This window comes from Bradyrhizobium sp., assembly GCF_022844465.1.
Taxonomy (GTDB): domain Bacteria; phylum Pseudomonadota; class Alphaproteobacteria; order Rhizobiales; family Xanthobacteraceae; genus Bradyrhizobium.
On the sequence record NZ_JALHLP010000004.1, the window covers coordinates 93232 to 114163 of the forward strand.

At 66.0% G+C, this 20932-nt stretch carries 21 protein-coding genes and 1 riboswitch; of the genes, 10 read left to right on the forward strand and 11 right to left on the reverse strand.

What is annotated here, in order from left to right; genetic code table 11:
- Nucleotides 1–205 precede the first annotated feature (205 nt).
- Nucleotides 206–1480 carry an MFS transporter gene (locus Q0D31_RS10230; protein ID WP_291849405.1) on the forward strand — a complete coding sequence of 425 codons (1275 nt, stop codon included), beginning with the start codon at nt 206–208 and terminating at the stop codon, nt 1478–1480.
- A gap of 60 nt (nt 1481–1540) precedes the next feature.
- Here Q0D31_RS10230 and Q0D31_RS10235 read toward each other — a convergent pair whose 3' ends face one another.
- The 3 genes from Q0D31_RS10235 to Q0D31_RS10245 all read right to left on the reverse strand — a co-directional run bounded on the left by Q0D31_RS10235 (nt 1541) and on the right by Q0D31_RS10245 (nt 4898).
- On the reverse strand, nt 1541–3283 hold the full coding sequence (locus Q0D31_RS10235) for an amidohydrolase family protein (RefSeq protein WP_291849408.1): 1743 nt from the start codon (nt 3281–3283) through the stop codon (nt 1541–1543).
- A gap of 76 nt (nt 3284–3359) precedes the next feature.
- A complete protein-coding gene (locus tag Q0D31_RS10240) occupies nt 3360–4598 on the reverse strand; it encodes an MFS transporter (protein WP_291849411.1) in 1239 nt (412 codons plus the stop codon).
- 138 nt (nt 4599–4736) lie between these two features.
- Nucleotides 4737–4898, reverse strand: coding sequence for a hypothetical protein (locus Q0D31_RS10245; RefSeq protein ID WP_291849414.1), 162 nt, complete (start codon nt 4896–4898; stop codon nt 4737–4739).
- Nucleotides 4899–5056: 158 nt separating this feature from the next.
- On the opposite strand from Q0D31_RS10245, the gene Q0D31_RS10250 reads away from it, so the two are divergent.
- Nucleotides 5057–5299, forward strand: coding sequence for a hypothetical protein (locus Q0D31_RS10250; protein ID WP_291849417.1), 243 nt, complete (start codon nt 5057–5059; stop codon nt 5297–5299).
- 48 nt (nt 5300–5347) lie between these two features.
- Here the strand turns inward: Q0D31_RS10250 and Q0D31_RS10255 are convergent, their stop codons facing one another.
- The 4 genes from Q0D31_RS10255 to Q0D31_RS10270 all read right to left on the reverse strand — a co-directional run bounded on the left by Q0D31_RS10255 (nt 5348) and on the right by Q0D31_RS10270 (nt 9362).
- Nucleotides 5348–5629, reverse strand: coding sequence for a hypothetical protein (locus tag Q0D31_RS10255; protein WP_291849419.1), 282 nt, complete (start codon nt 5627–5629; stop codon nt 5348–5350).
- 4 nt (nt 5630–5633) lie between these two features.
- Nucleotides 5634–5873, reverse strand: a complete 240-nt coding sequence (locus tag Q0D31_RS10260; RefSeq protein WP_291849422.1) for a transcriptional regulator — start codon at nt 5871–5873, stop codon at nt 5634–5636.
- Nucleotides 5874–5988: 115 nt separating this feature from the next.
- Nucleotides 5989–6999 (reverse strand): hypothetical protein, encoded by a 1011-nt coding sequence (locus tag Q0D31_RS10265; RefSeq protein WP_291849424.1) that lies wholly within the window; start codon nt 6997–6999, stop codon nt 5989–5991.
- Nucleotides 7000–7124: 125 nt separating this feature from the next.
- Entirely contained in the window at nt 7125–9362 is a 2238-nt protein-coding gene (locus Q0D31_RS10270) for a TonB-dependent receptor (RefSeq protein ID WP_291849427.1), read from the reverse strand.
- A 109-nt stretch (nt 9363–9471) separates the two neighbouring features.
- A riboswitch (cobalamin riboswitch) is annotated at nt 9472–9672 on the reverse strand.
- 132 nt (nt 9673–9804) lie between these two features.
- On the opposite strand from Q0D31_RS10270, the gene Q0D31_RS10275 reads away from it, so the two are divergent.
- From Q0D31_RS10275 to Q0D31_RS10285, 3 genes are read left to right on the forward strand one after another with little or no spacing between them, the layout of a single operon-like run.
- Entirely contained in the window at nt 9805–10848 is a 1044-nt protein-coding gene (locus Q0D31_RS10275) for an iron ABC transporter permease (RefSeq protein WP_291849430.1), read from the forward strand.
- Entirely contained in the window at nt 10845–11627 is a 783-nt protein-coding gene (locus tag Q0D31_RS10280; RefSeq protein WP_291849433.1) for an ABC transporter ATP-binding protein, read from the forward strand. The genes Q0D31_RS10275 and Q0D31_RS10280 overlap by 4 nt, the downstream gene beginning before the upstream one ends.
- Nucleotides 11627–12466 (forward strand): ABC transporter substrate-binding protein, encoded by an 840-nt coding sequence (locus Q0D31_RS10285; protein WP_291849436.1) that lies wholly within the window; start codon nt 11627–11629, stop codon nt 12464–12466. The genes Q0D31_RS10280 and Q0D31_RS10285 overlap by 1 nt, the downstream gene beginning before the upstream one ends.
- Before the next feature lie 114 nt (nt 12467–12580).
- Here the strand turns inward: Q0D31_RS10285 and Q0D31_RS10290 are convergent, their stop codons facing one another.
- On the reverse strand, nt 12581–13621 hold the full coding sequence (locus tag Q0D31_RS10290) for an MBL fold metallo-hydrolase (RefSeq protein ID WP_291849439.1): 1041 nt from the start codon (nt 13619–13621) through the stop codon (nt 12581–12583).
- Nucleotides 13618–14058, reverse strand: coding sequence for a hypothetical protein (locus Q0D31_RS10295; protein WP_291849885.1), 441 nt, complete (start codon nt 14056–14058; stop codon nt 13618–13620). Before Q0D31_RS10295 ends, Q0D31_RS10290 begins: the two co-directional genes overlap by 4 nt.
- A 274-nt stretch (nt 14059–14332) precedes the next feature.
- Between Q0D31_RS10295 and Q0D31_RS10300 the strand changes: the two genes are divergently transcribed.
- The 3 genes from Q0D31_RS10300 (at nt 14333) to Q0D31_RS10310 (ending at nt 16840) form a co-directional block, all read left to right on the forward strand.
- On the forward strand, nt 14333–14626 hold the full coding sequence (locus Q0D31_RS10300) for a metalloregulator ArsR/SmtB family transcription factor (protein ID WP_291849888.1): 294 nt from the start codon (nt 14333–14335) through the stop codon (nt 14624–14626).
- Nucleotides 14627–14674: 48 nt separating this feature from the next.
- Nucleotides 14675–15370, forward strand: a complete 696-nt coding sequence (locus Q0D31_RS10305; RefSeq protein ID WP_291849442.1) for a DUF938 domain-containing protein — start codon at nt 14675–14677, stop codon at nt 15368–15370.
- Between the two features lie 231 nt (nt 15371–15601).
- A complete protein-coding gene (locus tag Q0D31_RS10310; RefSeq protein WP_291849446.1) occupies nt 15602–16840 on the forward strand; it encodes an MFS transporter in 1239 nt (412 codons plus the stop codon).
- A 109-nt stretch (nt 16841–16949) separates the two neighbouring features.
- Here Q0D31_RS10310 and Q0D31_RS10315 read toward each other — a convergent pair whose 3' ends face one another.
- Nucleotides 16950–17444, reverse strand: coding sequence for a VOC family protein (locus Q0D31_RS10315; protein ID WP_291849449.1), 495 nt, complete (start codon nt 17442–17444; stop codon nt 16950–16952).
- A gap of 171 nt (nt 17445–17615) precedes the next feature.
- Complete coding sequence (locus Q0D31_RS10320; RefSeq protein ID WP_291849452.1) at nt 17616–18161, reverse strand: carboxymuconolactone decarboxylase family protein; 546 nt, start codon at nt 18159–18161, stop codon at nt 17616–17618.
- A gap of 159 nt (nt 18162–18320) precedes the next feature.
- Between Q0D31_RS10320 and Q0D31_RS10325 the strand changes: the two genes are divergently transcribed.
- Both Q0D31_RS10325 and Q0D31_RS10330 read left to right on the forward strand, forming a co-directional pair.
- The gene (locus tag Q0D31_RS10325; RefSeq protein ID WP_291849455.1) at nt 18321–19505 is read left to right on the forward strand and encodes an acyl-CoA dehydrogenase family protein; all 1185 of its coding nucleotides are present in this window, start codon (nt 18321–18323) and stop codon (nt 19503–19505) included.
- A 149-nt stretch (nt 19506–19654) separates the two neighbouring features.
- Nucleotides 19655–20794, forward strand: a complete 1140-nt coding sequence (locus Q0D31_RS10330) for an acyl-CoA dehydrogenase (RefSeq protein WP_291849458.1) — start codon at nt 19655–19657, stop codon at nt 20792–20794.
- Nucleotides 20795–20932 lie beyond the last annotated feature (138 nt).

Here is a 20932-nt window from a genome sequence, read left to right on the forward strand (position 1 = left end):
CAGGGCCGTGGCCGGAGATCACGGTCTCAATCGCAGGCGCGCCGTATCGTGATGCGGTCGCATCTGCTCGTCGCGCACAGCCGTCCGTTGCGATGCGGGCGCCCCATCAACACAAATGCCCGGTTGCCTTGTCCGTGAACCCGCTTGTACCATCAGGACCGGCCACCCTTACAGAGCCGGCACAAGACAGTCGGGGAAACCAGCCATGAGCGCGCAATCGACGCCCAAGGGCGCGTGGACCATGACGTTCCTGCTGTTCCTGTTCATGCTGGTGAATTTCGCCGACAAGATCGTGGTCGGCCTTGCCGGCGCGCCGATCATGGACGAGTTGAAGCTCTCGCCGGAGCAGTTCGGACTGCTTGGTTCCTCGTTCTTCTTCCTGTTTTCGATCTCGGCCATCATCGTCGGCTTCATCGTCAACCGGGTCGATACCCGCTGGGTGCTGCTGGCGATGGCGGTGGTCTGGTCGGTGACGCAGTTCCCGATGGTCGGCACCGTCAGTTTCACCACGCTCCTGATCTGCCGCATCATCCTCGGCGCCGGCGAGGGGCCGGCCTTCGCCGTGGCGGCGCATGCGATCTACAAGTGGTTCCCCGACGAGAAGCGGACTCTGCCGACCGCCATTCTCGCGCAGGGGTCCGCCTTCGGCGTCATCCTCGCGGTGCCGGCGCTGAACTGGATCATCGTCAACCATAGCTGGCACTACGCCTTCGGCGCGCTCGGCGTGGTCGGGCTGATGTGGGTGGCGGCGTGGCTGGTGATGGGCAAGGAAGGGCCGCTGGTGCAGACGGTGGCGATGGCTGAAGCCGATCCGCGCGTTCCCTATTTCCAGCTTCTGACCTCGCGGACGTTCATCGGCTGCTGCGTCGCGACCTTCGGCGCCTATTGGGCGCTGTCGCTCGGCCTGACCTGGTTCACGCCGTTCATCGTCAAGGGGCTCGGCTTCTCGCAACAGGATGCCGGCTGGGTTTCGGTGCTGCCCTGGGTGTTCGGCGCGGCGATCGTGCTGCTGACGGGGTGGATTTCGCAGGTGATGCTGGCGCGCGGGTTCAGCACGCGCGGCGCGCGCGGCGTGCTCGGATCCGTCCCGCTGGTGATAGGCGGGTCGATTCTCGCAGGCCTCCCGTATGTAAGCGGCGCAGCGCTCCAGATCGCGCTGCTGGTGGTGGGCGCGGGACTCTGCGGGTCGATCTACGTCGTCTGTCCGCCGATGCTCGGGGAGTTCACGCCGGTCCGGCAACGCGGCGCGGTGATCGCGATCTATGGCGCGATCTACACGCTGGCCGGGATCATCGCCCCCTATGTGATGGGCGCCGTGATCCAGCAGGCGGCGGTGCCGCTCGACGGCTACATGACCGGCTTCACCATCAACGCGGTGATCATGGTCGCCTCGGGCCTGCTCGGCCTCTTGCTGCTGTGGCCGAATTCCGAGCGAAGGAGGCTGTTGGCTCAGGCCGCCGCGCAGCCGAAATTCGCGTGAGGCGAGGTCGTCCTTGCGAACGCTGGGACGACACTGTGCAGGTTGAAGGCAGTTGAGCCCCTAACTCGCCGCTGCGTCCAATTGCGCCTTCGAGCCCTGCGCGCCGCGCACCAGTTTGCCCGGGCGGGCGCCGGTGGCCTTGCCGCCGCGCTGCGTCACCACGCCGGAGACGATGGTGGCCTCATAGCCGTCGACCTGCTGCATCAGCCTGCGGCCGCCGACCGGCAGGTCGTAATGCACCTTTGGCGGATGCAGATGCAGCCGGTCATAGTCGATGACATTGACGTCGGCCTTGAAGCCCGGCGCGATCACGCCGCGGTCGTAGAGGCCGACCGAGAGCGCGGTCTTGCGCGCCTGCGCCGCCACCACGAACGGGATCGACAGCTTTTCGCCGCGGCTGCGGTCGCGGGTCCAGTGCGTCAGCAGGTAGGTCGGGAAGCTGGCGTCGCAGATGATGCCGCAATGGGCTCCGCCGTCGGAGAGGCCCGGCACCGCGTTGGGATCGCGCAGCATCTCGCGCGTCGCATCGAGGTTGCCGTCGGCGTAATTGAGGAACGGCACGTAGAGCATGCCGCGGCCGTCGTCGGTCAGCATGGCTTCATAGGCGAGTTCTTCCGGCCGCCGGCCCTGGCGTTGCGCCTGCGCGCCCAGCGTGTTCGCCGGCGGCTGTTCGTAATCAGGGGGATTGCCGAGCAGATACATCTTGTCGTAGTTGGGCCGGAAGAACAGCGGGTCGTCGGTCGCGGTGGCGTGCTCGCTGAGAATCGCCTTGCGCAGTTCCGGCTGGCGCAGCCGGGCGAGCCGCTCGGCGTGCGGCAAATGCGCGATCGCCTGGTAGCTCGGATGAGTCTGGAAGGGGTTGCGCGACAATTCGAGCCCCAGCATCAGCCCGACCGGGCGGGCGGCGATCTGGGCCGTGATCGACAGGCCGCGCGCGGAGGCCTCGCGGATGGTGTCCAGCGTCTGCCGCCAGCGCTGCGGCGCCTTGTCGTTCTGGGTGATCGAGAACGACACCGGGATCCCGGTGTTCTCCGCCACCCGCAGCATCATCGGCAGATCCTCGTTGATGGTCGAGAGATCGAGCACGAACTGCAGGACGCTGCGGCCCTGGCCATGCATCGCCGCTGCGATCGCGGTCAGCTCGTCCTCGCCGGCCTTCAGGGTCGGCGTGAAATCGCCGGTCGAGGTGCGGTGGTTGAGCGTGCGCGAGGTGGAAAAGCCGAGTGCGCCTGACCGCACCGCATCGCCCGCCAATGCCGCCATCGCCTTGTTGTCTTCAGGCGTCGACGGATCACGTCGCGCGCCGCGATCGCCCATCACATAGACCCGCAGCGCCGCGTGCGGCAGCTGCGCGCCGATGTCCATGTCGAAGCTCCGCTTCGACAGCCACTCCATGTAATCGGGAAAGCTTTCCCAGGCCCAGGGAATGCCGGCGCTCAAGACTGGTTCGGGGATGTCCTCGACCCCCTCCATCAGCTGGATCAATCGGACATGGTCAACCGGCCGGCAGGGCGCGAAGCCGACGCCGCAATTGCCCATGATCGCGGTGGTCACGCCGTTCTGCGAGGACGGCGTGATGTCCTGGCTCCAGGTGACCTGGCCGTCATAATGGGTGTGGACATCGACAAAGCCGGGGGTGACCAGCTTGCCCCTGGCGTCGATCTCTTCCTTGCCGGTTCCCGCGACCTTGCCGACCTCGGTGATACGGCCGCCCGTGATCGCGACGTCGGCTTCGAACAGCTCGCCGCCTTTGCCATCGGCAATGCTGCCGCCGCGGATAACGAGGTCGGGGGTCGAGGTCATGGCGTCCATCCCGTGGCTGGTGTCGTTGCCGCATCATCGGGCGTCCCGCGATGCAGTCAACCGCCGGGATTGAGGTTCAGGAATGCATTAGCCCCTTGACCGGGCCGTCCGACCGGCGCTCCGGCTTGCGGTCGGTCCAAAGCGCCAGCAGCACCGTCAGGACCATGAAGCCGGCGGAAGCGCCGAACACCCAATGCGGCAGGTTCTGGTCCATGATCCAGCCGAACAGCAGCGGACTGAGGATGCCGCTGAAATTGAAGCCGGTGGAGACGATGCCGAAGGCGCGGCCGGCAGCGCCGGGCGGGGCGGCGTTGCGGACCAGCATGTCGCGCGACGGCGCGATGACGCCGCCGAGGAATCCGGCCAGTCCCATCGCCGCGGTCAGCACGATGGCCGGTAATGTGGTTGTCGCGATGACCGTCAAGATCACGGCGTCGACGGCAAAGCACGCGGCAGCGACCCGTCCGTGGCGCGCGGTGCGGTCGGCAAGATAGCCGCCCGCCAGCACGCCGATCGCGCCAGCGCCGAGAAAGGCGGTCAGCGCGACATTGGCGGCCGAAAAGCTGACAGCATAGCCGCTCATCAGCGCGACGACGCCGAAATTGCCGATGCCGGCATTCGACAGGCCGAGCAGCATGAAGAACACCATCAGCACGATGATCGCGGGCGTGACGACGCTCTGTTTCGGCGCGGCGGCGCCGTCTTGCCTGCGGTCAGCCGAACTGGCGTCGGGAATCCCGACGGCGAGCAATGCCAGCGCCGCCACCGGTCCGACCGCGCCGGCCACGATCAGCGCGCCGGGCCCGTCGAAGAGCGCCACCAGCGCCGCCATGATCGCCGGCGCCACCGCGCCACCGAGAAAGCCGGCGAAGGTATGGATCGAAAACGCCCGGCCCATCCGCGCTTCGTCCATATGGGTCGACAGGATCGCGTAATCGCAGGGGTGATAGACGCTGTTGGCGAGGCCGAGCAGCGCGGCGCAGACGATCAGCGAGGCGTAGCTGAGGTGCAAGCCGAGCATGATCAGCGCGAGGCCGCCGACGGTGAGCCCGATCAGCAGGACCTTTCTGGCCCCGATATGGTCGGCGAGATATCCGATCGGGGCCTGGGTCAGGCCGGATACGACGCCGAACACGGTCAGCGCGAAACCGAGTTCGATATAGCCGACGCCGAGCTGTGCCTTGAGGAACGGAAACAGCATCGGCAGCACGAACAGGTGGAAATGGCTGACCCAATGCGCGACCGAAATCCCCGCCAACGTGCGCAGCGCGGTGTCCGCCTTGGCGTGTTGCGATGCGGCCAGAACATCGACCATGTCAGTTCAGAATCCCGAAAAGCCGCGGCGCGGCAGGTCGGGCGAAAATATAGGCCAGCCGTTATTTGTCCATGAACGCAGGCGCATGGCTGCCCCGGCGAGAGCCATGGCGGTGACCGTCAAGCGGGTCGGCGCAAACTATAGCGGCTCATTGTCGTTACCGGTGCGGTCGCGCTTGGGCGTCGCGATGTCGCCGTCCTCATAGTCAAAGTCATCATCCTCGACCGGGATTCGCGCCGGCTTGTTCGGTTTGTCGTCGCCTTGTTTCGGAGGCTCGCTCTTCTTGCCCGGTCCGCCCATGTGATTCCTTTTTCGTATGAGGATGCGGCGTTGCTCTGCGGGCCGAGTTGGGGTAACGCCCAGCCTGATCGAGTCGGCCGGCATCCTAGCGCGGCCCGCAAATTTCACTCTGCCCTTTCTGCGGCGTTCAGTCCCAAGGGCCTTCCCACGGAGCCAGCATGAAGAAGCCCCGGATCGCGGCGGAGGAGCCGCAGCCGCGCCAGATCGTCCGCGCCGACAAGGCGCCGACCAGCGGCTATTCGCTGGTCGTGGATGGTCATTTCAAATCACGTCATGAGACGGTCGAAGCGGCCGAGGCCGCCGGCATGGCCCTGAAAAGCCGGTTTCAGATGCTTCAGGTCCAAGTCTACGATGCCGAGAACAAGACGCGATCGCTGATCGATTGGCCGGGCGGGGCTTAACGCGCCCCGGAATCCAAGAGCGAGCTTTGCGTGACGGCGCAGCAGAGTTCAGGTGCGGCGGCCTCCGCTTTGCTGGCCCACCAGCCAATCGGACAGCGCCGGGCTCTTGTCGTCCGGCCGCTTTGATTTGGCGCGCGACTTCTTGACGGCGGGGGTGCTCGGCGGCGTCGATGCTTCGCGCGCGAGCCGCAACGCCTTCAGTTTCGCCATATTGTCGAGCACGGCCCTGGAGGTGGCGTCGCGGTCGGCCTTGCCGGATCTCGCGTCCAGCGCGGCCCTTGTCACCTTGTCCATGCGCGCCTGGGCGCGGTCGCGATCCTCTTTGGTCATTGGGTCAGCCTTTTTTCACTGTCTTCGCCTTGCGCTTGACCTTGGCAGGCGGCTCTGGCGGGTTTTCGCGGTCGGCGGCTTCCTTGGCGAGACGGAGCGCGCGCAGTTTTTCGGTTCGTTTGCGGATCGCCACATCCGCCGCGGCGATTTCGGCCATCGCCTTGACGCCTTCGACTTCCTGGGTGCGCTTGCGATGTAGCCGGATCTCCTTCATTTCGGCGGCACTCTTCGGTTCATCGTTCATCTTATACCCCTGAAATCACGACTGTTATCTCCGGACGATCTGTGGCCCGTTTACCACGGATCGGGCGTGGAAGGACGTTATTTTCGGCCCGGAACAGCCCGCTTTCGGGCCAAAATCAGCCGGCGGGGTGAACGCCTGCCTCGCTATCGCCCTCGTCGGAACCGGCTTGGTCAAAGCTGTCGAGCCAGGCGTCCAGCGTTGCCGAGGAATGGCCTGCGGCCTTCAATTGCCGCAAGGCGATGCGGATGCTGGTTCGACCATGACGGTCGCCGGCAATCGCCGAAGGCGGTTCGGCGGCCAGCACCGCATCGACCACGCGGCGTTTGACCGCCAGTGTCAGGGGATCGCCGAACTCAGCCATCATTCGCTGGAAGGCATGATGCCGCATCGCCTCGAACGGGCGGATTTCGCCAAGGCCATCGCGCGCGGGATGCGGCGGATAAAGATGCGCGCAGGGAACCAGGCCTTCGGGAACAGGCTCGGTGGCCGGGTGGGTTCGCCCGCTTTTGAGAAGCCTCGGCAGCACATGGGTATGGGGGCCCTCCGGGCTCCTGCCCGTCGGCGGCGGGATCGTCTGATAGACTTCGATGCGGCCGAGCCGGCCGATGAAGACGCGATGCGGGCTGGCTTGCAGGATCATTCCCATCGCGGGATTGCCCGGATCGAACACGGCGCGGCCCGCGTGTTCGCGCAGCCGCGAGGCGAGGCTGCGGTCGCGGACGCGGACGCGGACGCAGCAATCGACCTGCCGCGCGCCGAGGCCAAGGTCGAACAGCACCGACTCCCGGTCTTCCTCGCTCGGCGCCTGATGATCGGGGCCGATTTCCGTGAGCACGCCGCGCCTGTTCATGGCGCAATCGTCCAGCGGAAGGCAAAGCGCGATCCGTTGGCTCCAGCCGGTTCGGGTCACGCCCTCGGAGGCGAACGGCCGGCTCGCGGGATGGGATTTGAGGACAATGCCGCCGCGCGGCGTCACGGCTGAGATGGCCTCGGCGGATTCGAAGAGGCGCACCGGTTCGTCACGGTCGCGCGCGAATTCGGCGATGGCGCCGAAAGTGCCGAGGCTCCATTGCGTATCGGGATCGGATATTTCCCGATGCAGCAGATCGGTGGCGGCGGTCGTCATCGTTGCCCGCGCGGCGGGACGAGATCGGACATGGGTCGGCATCCCCTCGGGCTTGCGCCCAGGAGAATACCGTTTCGCCACGTCGGGACAAGCCGGCCGGCATCGCGCCGGGACCGGCCGTCCGGTCAGAAGGTCGCGCCGGCCTTCACCATGTAGGTCCGGCCCGGCAGCGGATAGGCCGAAAAGCGGCCGGGCGTGAACGAACTGGCAATCGCGTAGTCGTAGTACAGCGCGTTGAATACATTGTTCACGCTCAGCGACCAGAAGAAGCGTTCGTAAGCGCCGCTCAGCTTGAAATCCACGGTCGCGTCGGCGGGGATGCGACGCCGGATGTTCGCCTGGTCGTTGTCCATGACGCGTTCGCTCCAGGCGCGCACGGTGGCGTCCGCAACGAGGTAATCCTTCCAGATGTGCCAGCTCACGCCGCCGCTGGCGGTATAGCGCGACACCAGCGGAACGTCGTTGCCCGCAAACGGTCCCTCGCGGAACATGGCGCGGGTATAGGCCACGCCGCCGCGCAACAGCACGCTGTCGCTGACGCGCAGCGAAGCGCTGGTCTCGGAGCCGTAGCGGCGGGTCGGATCGAGGTTGACGTTGTAGAACAGCGCGGGGATGAAATGGATCTCGTTCTCGATGTCCATGGTGTAGATGCTGGATTGCATCTGGAAGCCACCGCTCTTGATGCGGAATCCGGCCTCGACGTCGTGAGAGGTCTGGGTCTTCAGCCGGAAGGTGCCGGGAAGGGGAGTGAAGAACGGATCGAAGGCCGGTCCGGAAGAGACCCGTTCATCGACATTGGGCGTCCGAAACGCGCGCGCCGCGCGGCCGAACACAGCGAGTACATGGTTGAGGCGATGCTCGATTCCGATGTGCAGCGCGTGCTGGGTTTCGTTGTTATCAAGTGGGCTTGCTTCAGCGCTGAAAGCGCCAGGCGCGAAGGGATTGTAACGGTCCCTGGCGCTGAGGCTGGTGTGTTGAAGCCGACCGCCATACGAAAAGTCGGTGGTCGGCAATAGTCCAACGGTCTGCTGCCAGTAGCCGGCTATCGTTTGTTGCTGCAGGTCATAGACATGGATCGGCGCCGCGCCCTTCGATTGCGGACGTGCCGAATGGTAGGTCGCGTCGTAATAGTCGACGCCGGTCAGGACGGCCGACGGCAATCCGAAGGCCATGTTCTTGATGCTCAATCGGGGCGTGATCGACCAGGTCTGCAGTTGGCTGTCGACATAGCTGAACGGGACTGTCGGTAACAGGCCAAAGAACCCGGCCTGCTGCTTCTTGTCGCGCACCCCGCCGTCGATGATGAGATCAACGCCGTTCCACAAGGTCTTGGTGAAGCCGGCGGTGGCGCTGGCGCCCTGCTGGTTGCCGTAATCGAACGGCGTTCTGGTGCCGCGGCGATCGGTGACGATCTGGTTCAGGCCGATGGAGGGATCGACCAGCCGGCCGCCGGGGAAGCCGAGCTTCTGGTCGTCGCCTGACAGCGTCAGGAAGGCGGAGAGGCCGGGCGTGGTGTAGTTGAGATTGCCGACCCCGTTGCGCTGGTCGAGCGCGTTGTTGACCCGGTAACCGTCGGACTTGATGGCATTGCCATAGAACGACGTCGACCAAGGGCCTGAACTCAGCGCGGTCGAAACCGAGGCCATGCGCTGGTTGAACGATCCGACGCCGGTCTCGGCGCGGATCGCAACCGGCGGACGGCCGACGCCGTTCTTCAGGACAATGTTGATGACGCCGCCGACGGCGTTATCGCCGTACAGCACGGCGCCGCTGTTGCCGCGGGTGATTTCGATGCGCTCGATCGAATCGCGCGGAATGGTCGAAAAATCAACGCCGGCCATATCGATGTCGTTGAGCCTTCGGCCGTTGATCAGCACCAGGCTGTTGGCGGTCGCAAAGGCGCCGAAGCCGCGGAGATCGACGCTGGTCCTGGCGCCGTTGACGCCGCCAAACAAGCTCTTCAGTTGTACGCCGGGCACCTGGGCGATGATTTCCGCGAGGGTTTGGGCTGGCGAATGCGCGATCTCCTCGGCGCTGATCACGGTCGCCGACGCGCCGACGATGCCCGAAAATTGCTGGCCGCCACCGCCTGTCGCTGCTGAGACGTTCGGTGCGGCATTGGTGCCGGTCGCCGGCGCAGCCGCGGGCGCGGTGCGGCGCGCACCCGCGCCTTCGTCATGGGTGGGCCTGGCGCGGGTCCGGTTCTGGTCCGCGGGCGGCCTGACTTCGATGGGCGGCAGTTGATCGATCGGTATTTGCTGCGCATGAGCGCCGCAAATTCCCAGCGACATGGTCGATGCAAGCAAACTGGAGGCAAGCCAATAGCGGCGGTGCCGCTGAGCGGCGTTGACGACGGAAGACATGGTTCTAAACCTCGGTATGACGTCAGTGGCACGTCACAGCGAACCAAGTCCCACCATCGCTTGCGCGAGCGGTGAAGCTAATGTCTGTACTCCCCGACCGACATCTTCGCGTGTGACCACGGCTGACGGCAGGTCTCCTGGCTCGCGGGTCGCTACCCCTTGTCGCCTTCCCAGGACCGAGATTCCCAGTGGCCTATGACAAAGGATTCGCCGCTTACAGTTGCGGGGGCAGCCGCGGAATTGGGGATGGACCCCCGCACCGCATTCCCTTTTGATCCCCGGACAGGGAACCGTCGGCGAGCACCGTAGGAGTTTGTCAAGGCGGGAGTCAATCCCGATCGCGATGGCGGACGATCCCCACTGGACGAGTGCGCCCTTTCTGCCGCAAGAGCAGTTAAGCCCGAACCATTGCCCCGGCGCGGGAGGCTGCTTGAGGATACCGATGAGCGTTCAGGCCGTTACCTTGACCGACGAGATCGCCGCGCGGCGGCGCATCGGCGCAACGGCGGCGATTGCCGCGCTCGTCGTGCTGCTGACGCTGACCTCGCTCGGCGTCGGGCCGGTGCGGCTGTCGCCCCTCGCCGTCGTGGAAGCGCTGCTCGGCGGCGGCAGCGACGTCGCCCAGATCATCGTGCGGGAAATCCGCCTGCCGCGAACGCTGCTGGCGCTTTCGATCGGCGCCATTCTCGGGCTGTCAGGGGCGGCGCTGCAGGGCCTGCTGCGCAACCCGCTGGCCTCGCCGTCCCTGTTCGGCGCGCCGCAATCGGCCGCCTTTGGCGCGGTGCTGGTGATCGCGCTCGGATTGGCCGACGTGCGCTCCTATGCGCTGCCGGTCGCGGCGATCATCGCCGCCTTCGGCTCGGTATTCGCGTTGCTCACGATCGCCGGCCGCAATGCCGGGCTTCTTATTCTCATTCTCTCCGGGCTGGCGATTTCGAGCTTTGCCGGCGCCGCCACCGCGCTGGTGATGAACCTTTCCAGCAATCCTTTCGTGGTGCTGGAGATCGCGTTCTGGCTGCTCGGTTCGCTGGAGGACCGCAGCTTTGAGCATGTCATGCTGGCGCTGCCGTTCATCGTCGCCGGCGCCGTCATGCTGTTCAGCCAGCGCCATGCGTTTCGCGCGCTCAGCCTTGGCGAGGAGGCCGCGCAAAGCCTCGGCGTCGATGTCGCCCGCTTGCGGCTGCTGGTGATTTCGGGCGTGGCGCTCGGCGTCGGCGGCGCGGTCGCCGTGACAGGCACCATCGGCTTCATCGGCCTGGTCGCGCCGCATCTGATGCGGCCGCTGGTCGGTCACGATCCGGGGCGGCTGCTGGCGCCGAGCGCGCTGGCCGGATCGGCGCTGCTGCTGGCGGCCGATATCGCGGTGCGCATCATTCCCTCGACCTCCGACATCAAGGTCGGCGTGCTGACCTCGATCATCGGGGTGCCGTTCTTCCTCTATCTGATCATGCGCGAGCGCCGCGCGCTCAGCGGGGGCATCGCATGAGCGGGAAAGCTCTTCTCAGCGCCCGAGGCCTCGCCGTGACGCTCTCGGGCCGCGCCGTGCTGAAGGACGTTTCGCTGGCGCTGCCGCCGCGGCAGCTGGTGGCGCTGGTCGGCCCGAACGGCGCCGGCAAGACTACGCTGTTGCGGGCGCTGGCGGGGCTGATCCCGTCCGAAGGCGGGATCGAGATCGGCGGCGAGGCGCTGCCGTCGCTGCCGCTGCGCGAACGCGCCAGGCGGTTTGGCTATCTGCCGCAGGGGCACGTGATGCACTGGCCGCTGCCGGCGCGCGACATCGTGGCGCTCGGCCGCTACCCGCATGGTGCTACCGATCCGGCGCGGCTGTCGCCGGCGGATGCCGAGGCGGTGTTGCGCGCGATGCAGGCGATGGACGTGATGGCGTTCGGCGGGCGCCGCGTCACCGAATTGTCGGGGGGCGAGCGCAGCCGCGTCGCGCTGGCCCGCGTGCTGGCGGTGGAAGCGCCGGTGATCCTGGCCGACGAGCCGACCGCCTCGCTCGATCCGCGGCACCAGATCGACGTCATGAAGAACCTGCGCGCAACCGCCGACAGCGGCGTGCTGGTCGTGGTGGTGACGCACGATCTCGGGCTGGCGGCGCGGTTCGCCGACCAGGTGCTGGTGCTCTGCGAAGGCCGGCTGGCGTCGCAGGGCGCGCCGATGCAGGCGCTGTCGGAGCGGGTGATGGCGGAGGTGTTCCGGATCAGCGCCTATCGCGCCGAATACCAGCGCGAGGCGGTGATCGTGCCGTGGGCGGAGCTGTGATGCGGACGCGGTTCGCAGCCCTGGTCGCGGTCGCGGCGCTGTCGCTGGTGGTCGATCCGGCGCCCGCCGCCGGTCTGCCGCGCCTGATTTCGATGAATGTCTGCACCGACCAATTGCTGCTGGCGCTCGCCGATCCCGGGCAGATTTTGGGGCTGAGCCGGTTCGCGCGCGACGGCTGGCAATCCCCGGCGGCTGGCGACGTCAGGCGCTATCCGGTTCTGTCCGGCGGGGCCGAGGACGTGTTGCTGATACGGCCCGACATCGTCGTGGCGAGCCTGTTCGACAAGCGTTCGACACGGGAGTTGCTGAAGGCCAAGGGGCTTCGCCTCGCCGAACTCGCGGTGCCGCGCACCCTCGCCGAAGCCAGGCACCAGATCCGCCAAGCCGGCGACCTGATCGGCCATCCCGATCGCGCGGCGGCGGAAATCGCCCGGCTTGACGCGGCGCTGGCGCGGGCGCGTCGCGCCGCGGCGGAGCGGCGTTTTCGCGTGCTGCCGGTGTCCCGGCGCGGCTGGGTGGCGGGCAGCGAAAGCTTTGTCTCGTCGCTGCTGACGGAAGCAGGTCTATCGAACGCGGCCGGCGATCTCGGCTTCACCTCAGGCGGATTTGCCTCGCTGGAGGCGATCGTCAGTCTTCGCCCCGACTTCATCGTGGTGGCTCAGGCCGGCGATCATGCCAGCGATGACGGCCAGGCGTTCCTGCTGCACCCGGCGCTGCAGCGCTTCTATCCGCCGGCCAAGCGCATCGTGATCCCCGAACGCATGATGGAGTGCGGCGGCGTGATGCTGGCGGAAGCGCTGGACGCGCTGGCGGCAGAACTGAAACGGGTTGGGCCGTAACTTCCAGTAGCTCTCGTAGGGTGGGCAAAGCGAAGCGTGCCCACCATCCCGAGCGAATGTGTTGATAGATGGTGGGCATGGCGCAAGCGCGCCCTTGCCCACCCTACGGACTTCTCACCCCGCAACCACCGGGCCGCCGGCCTTCTTCCAGGCGTCGATGCCGCCTTCGATATGCGCGGTATTGGCAAGGCCCGCACTCCTGGCGGCGTCAACCGCCATCGCCGAGCGTTCGCCGAACGCGCAGAAGAACACCACGCGTCGGCCGGTCGCCGCGGCGACCTCGCGCAGCATGCCGCCGGGCTTGAGGCTTTCGCCGATCGCGGGGTAGGGCGCATGCAGCGCGCCCGCGATCATGCCGTGCTTGGCGCGTTCGCCGGCCTCGCGCAGATCGACCAGCAGGATGTCTGGTTGGCCGAGGCTCGCGATGGCGTCGCGGGCGCTGAGCGCAAGCCCCTGCTTTGCCAACTCGTCCTGGTGCAGGCCGACATGCATGTTGGCGGGCACGGCCACGTCCATCATCTTCGGGTTCGGCAGCTTCAGATTGGCCATCAGCTCGATATATTCGTCGACCGAGCGCACCTGAAGGCGCGGATTGTAGCGCCGCTCCTCGCCGATGGTGGAAACCGTGTCGCCCTTGTAGTCGTGGGCCGGAAATACCAGGGTGTCATCGGGCAGTTTCAACAGCCGGTTGAAGATCGATTCGTATTGCGCGCGCGACGAGCCGTTCTGGAAATCGGTGCGGCCGGTGCCGCGGATCAGGAGCGTGTCGCCGGTGAAGACGCGGTCGCCCATCAGGTAGCTGTAGGAATCATCGGTGTGGCCGGGCGTGTACATGACGTCGAGGCCAAGCCCCTCGATCATGACCTTGTCGCCGTCGGACACCCGCATCGACACCACGTCGGCCTTGCTCTGCTCGCCCATGATGGTGATGCAGCGGGTGCGGTCGCGCAGTTCGCCGAGGCCCGTGACGTGGTCGGCGTGCAGGTGGGTGTCGATCGCCTTCACCAGCCGCAGGTCGAGCTCGCGCATCAGCTGGCAGTAGCGGTCGACCTTCTCAAGCACGGGGTCGAGGATCAGCGCCTCGCCGCCGGCGCGGCTCGCCAGCAGATAGCTGTAGGTGCCGGAGACGCTGTCGAACAGTTGACGAAAGATCATGGCCGCACCAGCGTGTAGCCGCTCTCGGTCAGCAGCAGAATTTGCGCGACGCCGACCTGGACCGGCGTCGCCGCGGCAATGTACGCCAGCCGCTGGCCGGTGTCGCGTTCGAGCGTATCGACGGTGTTGAGGCAGATATCGACCCGCGCGCCTTGCGACACCAGGCTCTCGACCGCCTTGCGGTTGGGATTGTCCAGGCGAAGCAGGTCGATGCCCGGGCCGAACGCCACGATCTCGACCGCGACCTTGTCCGGTCCGTAGAATTTCATCAGATTGTTGGCGACGCTGATCACGAGGCCCTGCTTGCGCGGGTCGTTGTCGGAAAGCTGCAGCACGATTTTGTGCTCGGCAAAGGGCTTGTCCTGCAGCGGCGCCTGCTGGGCGCGCGCGCTGGTCGTCACGGCGATCAGCAGCGCGAGGGCCAGGGCGCGAATCATGGTTGAGAACAGTGCCATTCCTGACCCGCCATCCCTGATGTCGCCGACGGCTTGCCTGATTGTCGCCGACGGCTTGAGCGGCCGGCCACCTTTCCTGAACGGATATGCACCATAGCTAAATTAGTCAATGCTAAATGACTGGCGATACGGTAATGTGATGGGGGTGCCTCGCGGGCACGGAAACCATGCTGGAAGCAAAACCATGAGAGCGGTGGCGGCGGCAACCAAACAGATACCGCTGGCACGCGGCGCCGACGATGCGGCGGCGCTCAAGATGCTGGCGAGGCAGGCTGGCGACGCCGCCCAGCTCCTTAAAATGCTCGCCAACGAGAAGCGGCTGCGGATCCTCTGTTTTCTTGCCGTGCGCGGCGAGATGACGGTCGGGGAACTGGTCGGCGTCGTAAAGCTCAGTCAGTCGGCGTTGTCGCAGCATCTGGCGAAGTTGCGCGCCGATGGTCTGGTGGAGTTCCGACGGGCCTCGCAGACGCTGCATTACCGCGTTGCCGACAAGCGCGCATTGCGTCTGCTGCAGGTGCTGAAGGAGATCTATTGCGGCGATCTGAGGTAGCTTCAGCTCCGATCGCTCAGCACTATTGTGGTCACAAGGGCGAATTGAATGGCTCGGGATGTGGTGGAGTTCGGCAGCAGCGACCAGCCGGTAGAACCGGATGGCCGGATGAATGCAGCCGCCTTCCATCGCAATCACGTAGCGATCTGGGCGGTGCTAGGCGCCTTCCTCGCCGGCAAGTCGGGCGACGTGCTGGAGGTCGGCAGCGGCACCGGCCAGCATGTGGTTCATTTCGCCCGCCACTCCCCCGGCATCACTTGGTGGCCGAGCGATCTCAATGAGCGGCACCTGAGCAGCATCACGGCCTGGCGCGCGCATGCCGGCTTGCCGAACATCCAGCCGCCGCGGCGGATCGACCTTGCCGATCCCGCCTGGGCCGCGGCGATGCATGGCGGCGGCGGGCCGGCCGAACTGCTGGCGGTATTTTGCGCCAATGTCGTCCATATCGCGCCATGGCGCGTCGCCGAAGGCCTGCTTGCCGGCGCGGCGAGCCCGCTGCGCGCCGACGGGCGGCTGTTTCTCTATGGCCCCTTCAAGCGCGACGGCAAGCATACCGCGATGAGCAATGCCGTGTTCGACACCTCCCTGCGCGAGCAGGATGCCGAATGGGGCGTGCGCGACATCGGAGAGCTCAGTGCATTCGCGGCGGGCGTCGGCCTTGCATTGGTCGAAACCGTGCCAATGCCGGCCAACAACATGATCCTGGCTTTCGCTCCATCGAGCAAGGGTGACGCGGGCGCATAGCGCGCGCCCGCTTGCGTCGGTTGATCGCCTGTCTGCGCGTCTTCATAGTGTCGGGAGTTGATCGAGGTGGCTGCGCGGCGACAGGGTCTTTCGCGAGCGCTTCTTCTACGACCCGTCGAAATAGCCGCCACCTGCTGACAGTTCGCTCCGCACCGAAGCATCTGGTCGCGTCGTCTGCTACCTTCAGGCCGGGCATGACGATGCAGCAACCCAAGAAGGGCAGCGAACGAGTTGGACGCTTCCGATCGAAGTCCAATTGACGAAGCCTCGGTCCGTTACCAGGGCTGGCGCATCGTCGTCGTCTGCTTCCTGCTGGCGACCTTCGGCTGGGGGCTCGGTTTCTATGGCCAAAGCGTCTATGTCGCCGAGCTGCACCGGCTGCACGGCTGGCCGACCTCGCTGATCTCGGCGGGCACGACCTTCTTCTATCTGTTCGGCGCGGCGCTGGTCGTCTTCGTCAGCGAAGCCATCAAGGCGTTCGGCCCGCGCAACTGCCTGGTGGCGGGCACTCTCGCCATGGCGGCGGCCGCGGTCTGCATCGGCCAGGTGCGCGAGCCGTGGCAACTGTTCCTTGCCAATGCCGTGCTGGCGATCGGCTGGGCCGGCACCAGCCTCGGCATCATCACCACGACGCTCGGCCTCTGGTTCGAGCGCAAGCGCGGCATGGCGATCAGCCTGGCGCTGAACGGCGCCAGCTTCGGCGGCATTATCGGCGTTCCCCTGCTGGTGGCGGCGATCGGGTATTTCGGCTTCCCCGGCGCGATGACGGCAGCGGCGGTCGTCATGGTCGGCTTGATGGTTCCCGTGATCCTGCTTCTCGTCGGACGGCCGCCGATCGATTCGGGCGGGACCGCGGTCGAGGCCGCGGACGCGCCGTCGTCCACGCAGATACGGGCGAGGGCGTTTCGCGACATCGGCTTCCTCTCGGTGTCGTCGGCGTTCGCGCTGGTGCTGTTTGCGCAGGTCGGCTTCATCGTTCACCTGATCGCCTTCCTGGATTCGGTGATCGGGCGGGAGCGCGCGGCGCTCGCGATGGCGTTGCTGACGGCGATGGCGGTGGTCGGACGCGTGCTGTTCTCGTTCGTGATCGACCGGCTCAACCAGCGGCTGGCCTCGTCGATCTCCTTCGTCAGCCAGGCGTTGGCGCTGATCATCATCATCAACACCCACAATGACGTTGCATTGATCGCCGCCTGCGCGCTGTTCGGATTCTCGGTCGGCAATCTGATCACGCTGCCGGCGCTGATCGTGCAGCGCGAGTTCGATCCGCGCTCGTTCGGCGTTCTCGTCAGCCTGGTGACCGCGATCAACCAGATCACTTACGCGTTCGGTCCCGGCGTCGTCGGCCTGCTGCGCGATCTCTCGGGCAGCTACACGCTGCCGTTCTATGGCTGCGTCGCGATCGAGTTGACGGCGGCCGTGCTGATCATGATCCGCGGGCGTTCTCGTCATTCCGGGCTGGTGCGTTAGCACCAGACCTCAGATGCGCGATTGCGCATCGGGGAATCTCGAGATTCTCAGGGGCGCAAGAGCGCCCCGTAGTTCGATACTGCGCATCGCCCCGGAATAACGGCGAAAATCATGCTTCCCGCTGCCGCAGCAAATCCTCCAGATCCAGCCGCTGGGTGAACATCGCGAGCGATCCGTCGGGCGCGCGTGGCCACTCTTCCTTCGGGCGGTCGCGATACAGCTCGACGCCGTTCTGGTCGGGATCACGCAGGTAAAGCGCTTCGCTGACGCCGTGGTCGCTGGCGCCGTCGAGCTGAATGCCGGCCTGGATCACGCGATGGAGCGCGTCCGCCAGCGCAGGGCGCGTGGGGTAGAGAATGGCGGTGTGAAACAGCCCGGTCGTGCCGGGTGAAGGCGGATGGCCGCCCTTGCTCTCCCAGGTGTTGAGGCCGATGTGGTGGTGATAGCCGCCGGCCGAAATGAACGCAGCGCCAGACCCCATCCGCTGCATTACCTCGAAGCCGAGCACGCCGCAGTAGAAGCCGAGCGCACGGTCGAGATCGGCGACCTTGAGATGGACATGTCCGATCCGGGTGCCGGCAATGACAGGTGGATTTTGGGGCATAGTTTCTCCGTATCTTTCTTACCTCGCCCCGCTTGCGGGGAGAGGTCGGACTTTACGCGAAGCGTAGAGTCCGGGTGAGGGGGTACAGGTCCATCGTGAGATCACAGTTCGCGGAGAGAGCCCCTCACCCCGACCCTCTCCCCGCGCAAGAGCGGGAGAGGGGGAGGAACCTCACGCAAGGTCGGAAATCTCGCCATCCGGCAACCCAAACTCGAACGTGTTCAGCGTCATCGACACCATCGTGTAGTAGCCGCAGAGCCCGATCACTTCGACGATGCCGCGCTCGGTCAGCACCTGTACCGCCTCATCGTAGAGCGGTTTGGAGACGCCGTGGCCTTCATGCAGCGATCTGGCGAGGTCGTAGATCATCCTGGCCCTGGGGTCGTCGAACACGGGCGTGCGGCGATCACGGATGTCATCGATCACCCTGGGGTCGATGCCGCCCTCCAGCGCCAGCCGTTTGTGCGCGTACCATTCGTAGTGCGAGGTCCAGTGCCGCGCGGTGACGAGGATCGCAATCTCGGAAAGCTTGGCGGGGAACATGGTGTTGAAACGAAGCTGCTCGCCCAGGCGGGTAGCGTGCCGCGCCATCTGCGGGCTGTTGAGCCAGGCCATCATCGGCGCCGGCGCCGCGCCGCGCTTGCCGGCGATCGACTCGTCATAGGTTTCTTTTTGCTCGGCGCTCATTTCGCCAGGCGAAAGCAACTTCAGCCGCATGTCCGTTTCCCCTTGTTTTCCAACCGTTGCGGGTCCTGCGATACACCCGATCAGACGGCGTGACCACCGCCGCCACGGCAGGGCGCGGCGGAGATGGATATTGAATTCCGCCAAGCGGAGGCTAAGGTTGACCCAACCTCATCCCATGGAAACGCCAACATGTCTGGTCTGGAAGATTTTCGCCGTGAAACCCGCGGCTGGCTGGAGGCAAACTGTCCGCCGGAGATGCGGCGGCCGATGACCTCGGAGGGCGACACGTTCTGGGGCGGTCGCAACGCCAAATTTTCTTCCGAACCGCAGCGCGTCTGGTTCGAGCGGATGCGTGACAAGGGCTGGACCGTGCCGGACTGGCCGCGGGAGTATGGCGGCGGCGGGCTTGACGCTGCCGAGCACAAGGTTCTGCGCGAGGAGATGGCGGCGATGGGCGCCCGCTCGCCGCTGTCGAGCTTCGGCATCTGGATGCTTGGCCCGGCGCTGCTGAAGTACGGCACCGAGGCGCAGAAGAAGGAGCATCTGCCGAAGATCGCCGCGGGCCTGATCCGCTGGTGCCAGGGCTATTCCGAGCCGAACGCCGGATCCGACCTCGCCTCGCTGCAGACCCGCGCCGACAGCGACGGCGACGACTACGTCATCAACGGCCAGAAGATCTGGACGTCGTATGCCAATTACGCCGACTGGATATTCTGCCTGGTGCGCACCGATCCGGCGGCGAAAAAGCATGACGGCATCAGCTTCATCCTGTTCGACATGGCCTCGAAGGGGGTGTCGACCAAGCCGATACTGCTGATCTCGGGCTATTCGCCGTTCTGCGAAACCTTCTTCGACAATGTTCGGGTGCCGAAATCGCACGTGGTCGGCGCCGTCAACCGCGGCTGGGATGTGGCGAAGTATCTGCTGCAGCATGAGCGGGCGATGATATCGGGCATGGGCGAGCGCGGCGTCGGCCGGCCGCTCGGCCAGGTCGCCGCCGATTCGGTCGGCGCCGACGCGCAGGGGCGGCTGGAAGATTCGATGCTGCGCAGCCAGATATCGACCTTCGAAATCGACGAGGCGGCGTTGTCGGCTGCCGCCGAACGCGCGGTCGATCTCGCCAAGGCCGGCCAGTCGCATCCCGCGTTCTCTTCGGCGATGAAGTATTACGGCACCGAGCTCAACAAGCGCCGCCACGAGATCCTGATGTCGGCGGGCGGCGCCGATGCGCTGGAATGGGAAAGCGAACGGTCGAAGGGCGGTGCGCGGGCGCGCGCCTGGCTGCGCACCAAGGCCAACTCGATCGAGGGCGGCACCAGCGAGGTGATGCTCGGCATCGTCGCCAAGCGCATCCTCGATCTGCCGGGGGCTTAGGTTATTTGCTCCGTCATTCCGGGGCACGCGAAGCGTGAACTGCGGTGCGCAATTGCGCACCTGAGAATCTCGAGGTTCCGGGTTCGACGCTTCGCGCCGCCCCGGAACGACGCTCCAAATCACGCGTAACTCCTTAACGGAACCCTCAAATGGCCCTCGTCCTGACTGAAGAACAAACCATGCTGCGCGACAGCGCGCGCGGGCTGATCAGCGACAAGGCGCCGGTGTCGCACCTGCGCCAGCTGCGCGACAGCCAGGACGCCGCGGGGTTCTCCCGCGACCTCTGGAAGGCGTTTGCCGAACTGGGATTTTCCGGGCTGCTGGTGCCGGAGAAGTTCGGCGGCAGCGGGCTCGGCTGCGTCGAGGCCGGCGTGGTGATGGAGGAAATCGGCCGCACCTTGATGCCGTCGCCGTTTCTTTCGACCGCGGTGCTGGCGGCTTCCGCGCTCTCGCGCGGCGGCAGCGAGGCGCAGAAATCGGCGCATCTGCCCAAGATCTCGGATGGGTCGCTGCTGGCGGCGTTCGCGATCGACGAGGGCGCCAAGCACCGGCCGCTGCAGATCAAATTGCAGGCGGTGCGCTCCGGCAACGGTTTCAGGCTGAACGGCGCCAAGGCCTTCGTGGTCGACGGCCACACTGCCGAGCTCCTGATCGTCGCCGCCCGCACCGGGGGCGCGGCGGGCGAGCGCGAGGGATTGACGCTGTTCCTGGTCGATCCCAGGTCCAAGGGGATCGCCATCGAGCGCACCGCGATGGTCGATTCCCACAACGCCGCCAGAATCGAATTCGCCAATGCCGAGGTCGACGCCGACAGCGTGCTCGGCGAGGTCGATCAGGGCGCAGCGTTGCTGGAGGGCGTGCTCAACATCGGCCGTGGCGCGGTCGCCTCCGAAATGGTCGGCCTGAGCGAGGAAGTGTTCGGACGCACCGTCGCCTACCTGAAGGAGCGCAAGCAGTTCGGCAAGTTGATCGGCGAGTTCCAGGCGCTGCAGCACCGCGCCGCGCAGCTCTACATCGACATCGAGATCACCCGCGCGGCCGTGCTGAAGGCGTTGCAGACCCTCGACCGCGATTTCGAGCATGCGGAATCCGCGGTCGCGGTCGCCAAGGCGCGCGCCGGCTCAACGGCGACGCTGGCGGTTCAGGAAGGCGTGCAGATGCACGGCGGCATGGGAATGACCGACCAGTTCGACATCGGCTTCTTCATGAAGCGGGCGCGGGTCTGCCAGGAATTGTTCGGCGATACGAATTACCACGCCGATCAATTGGCGCGGATGAAGAGTTATTGAGGTTGAAGCGGCGAACGCCGTCCCACACACCACTGTCATCGCCCGGCTCGACCGGGCGACCCAGTATTCCAGAGACGGCAGTATTTGAGCCGATGAGCCGCGGCGTACTGGATCGCCCGCCTTCGCGGGCGATGACAT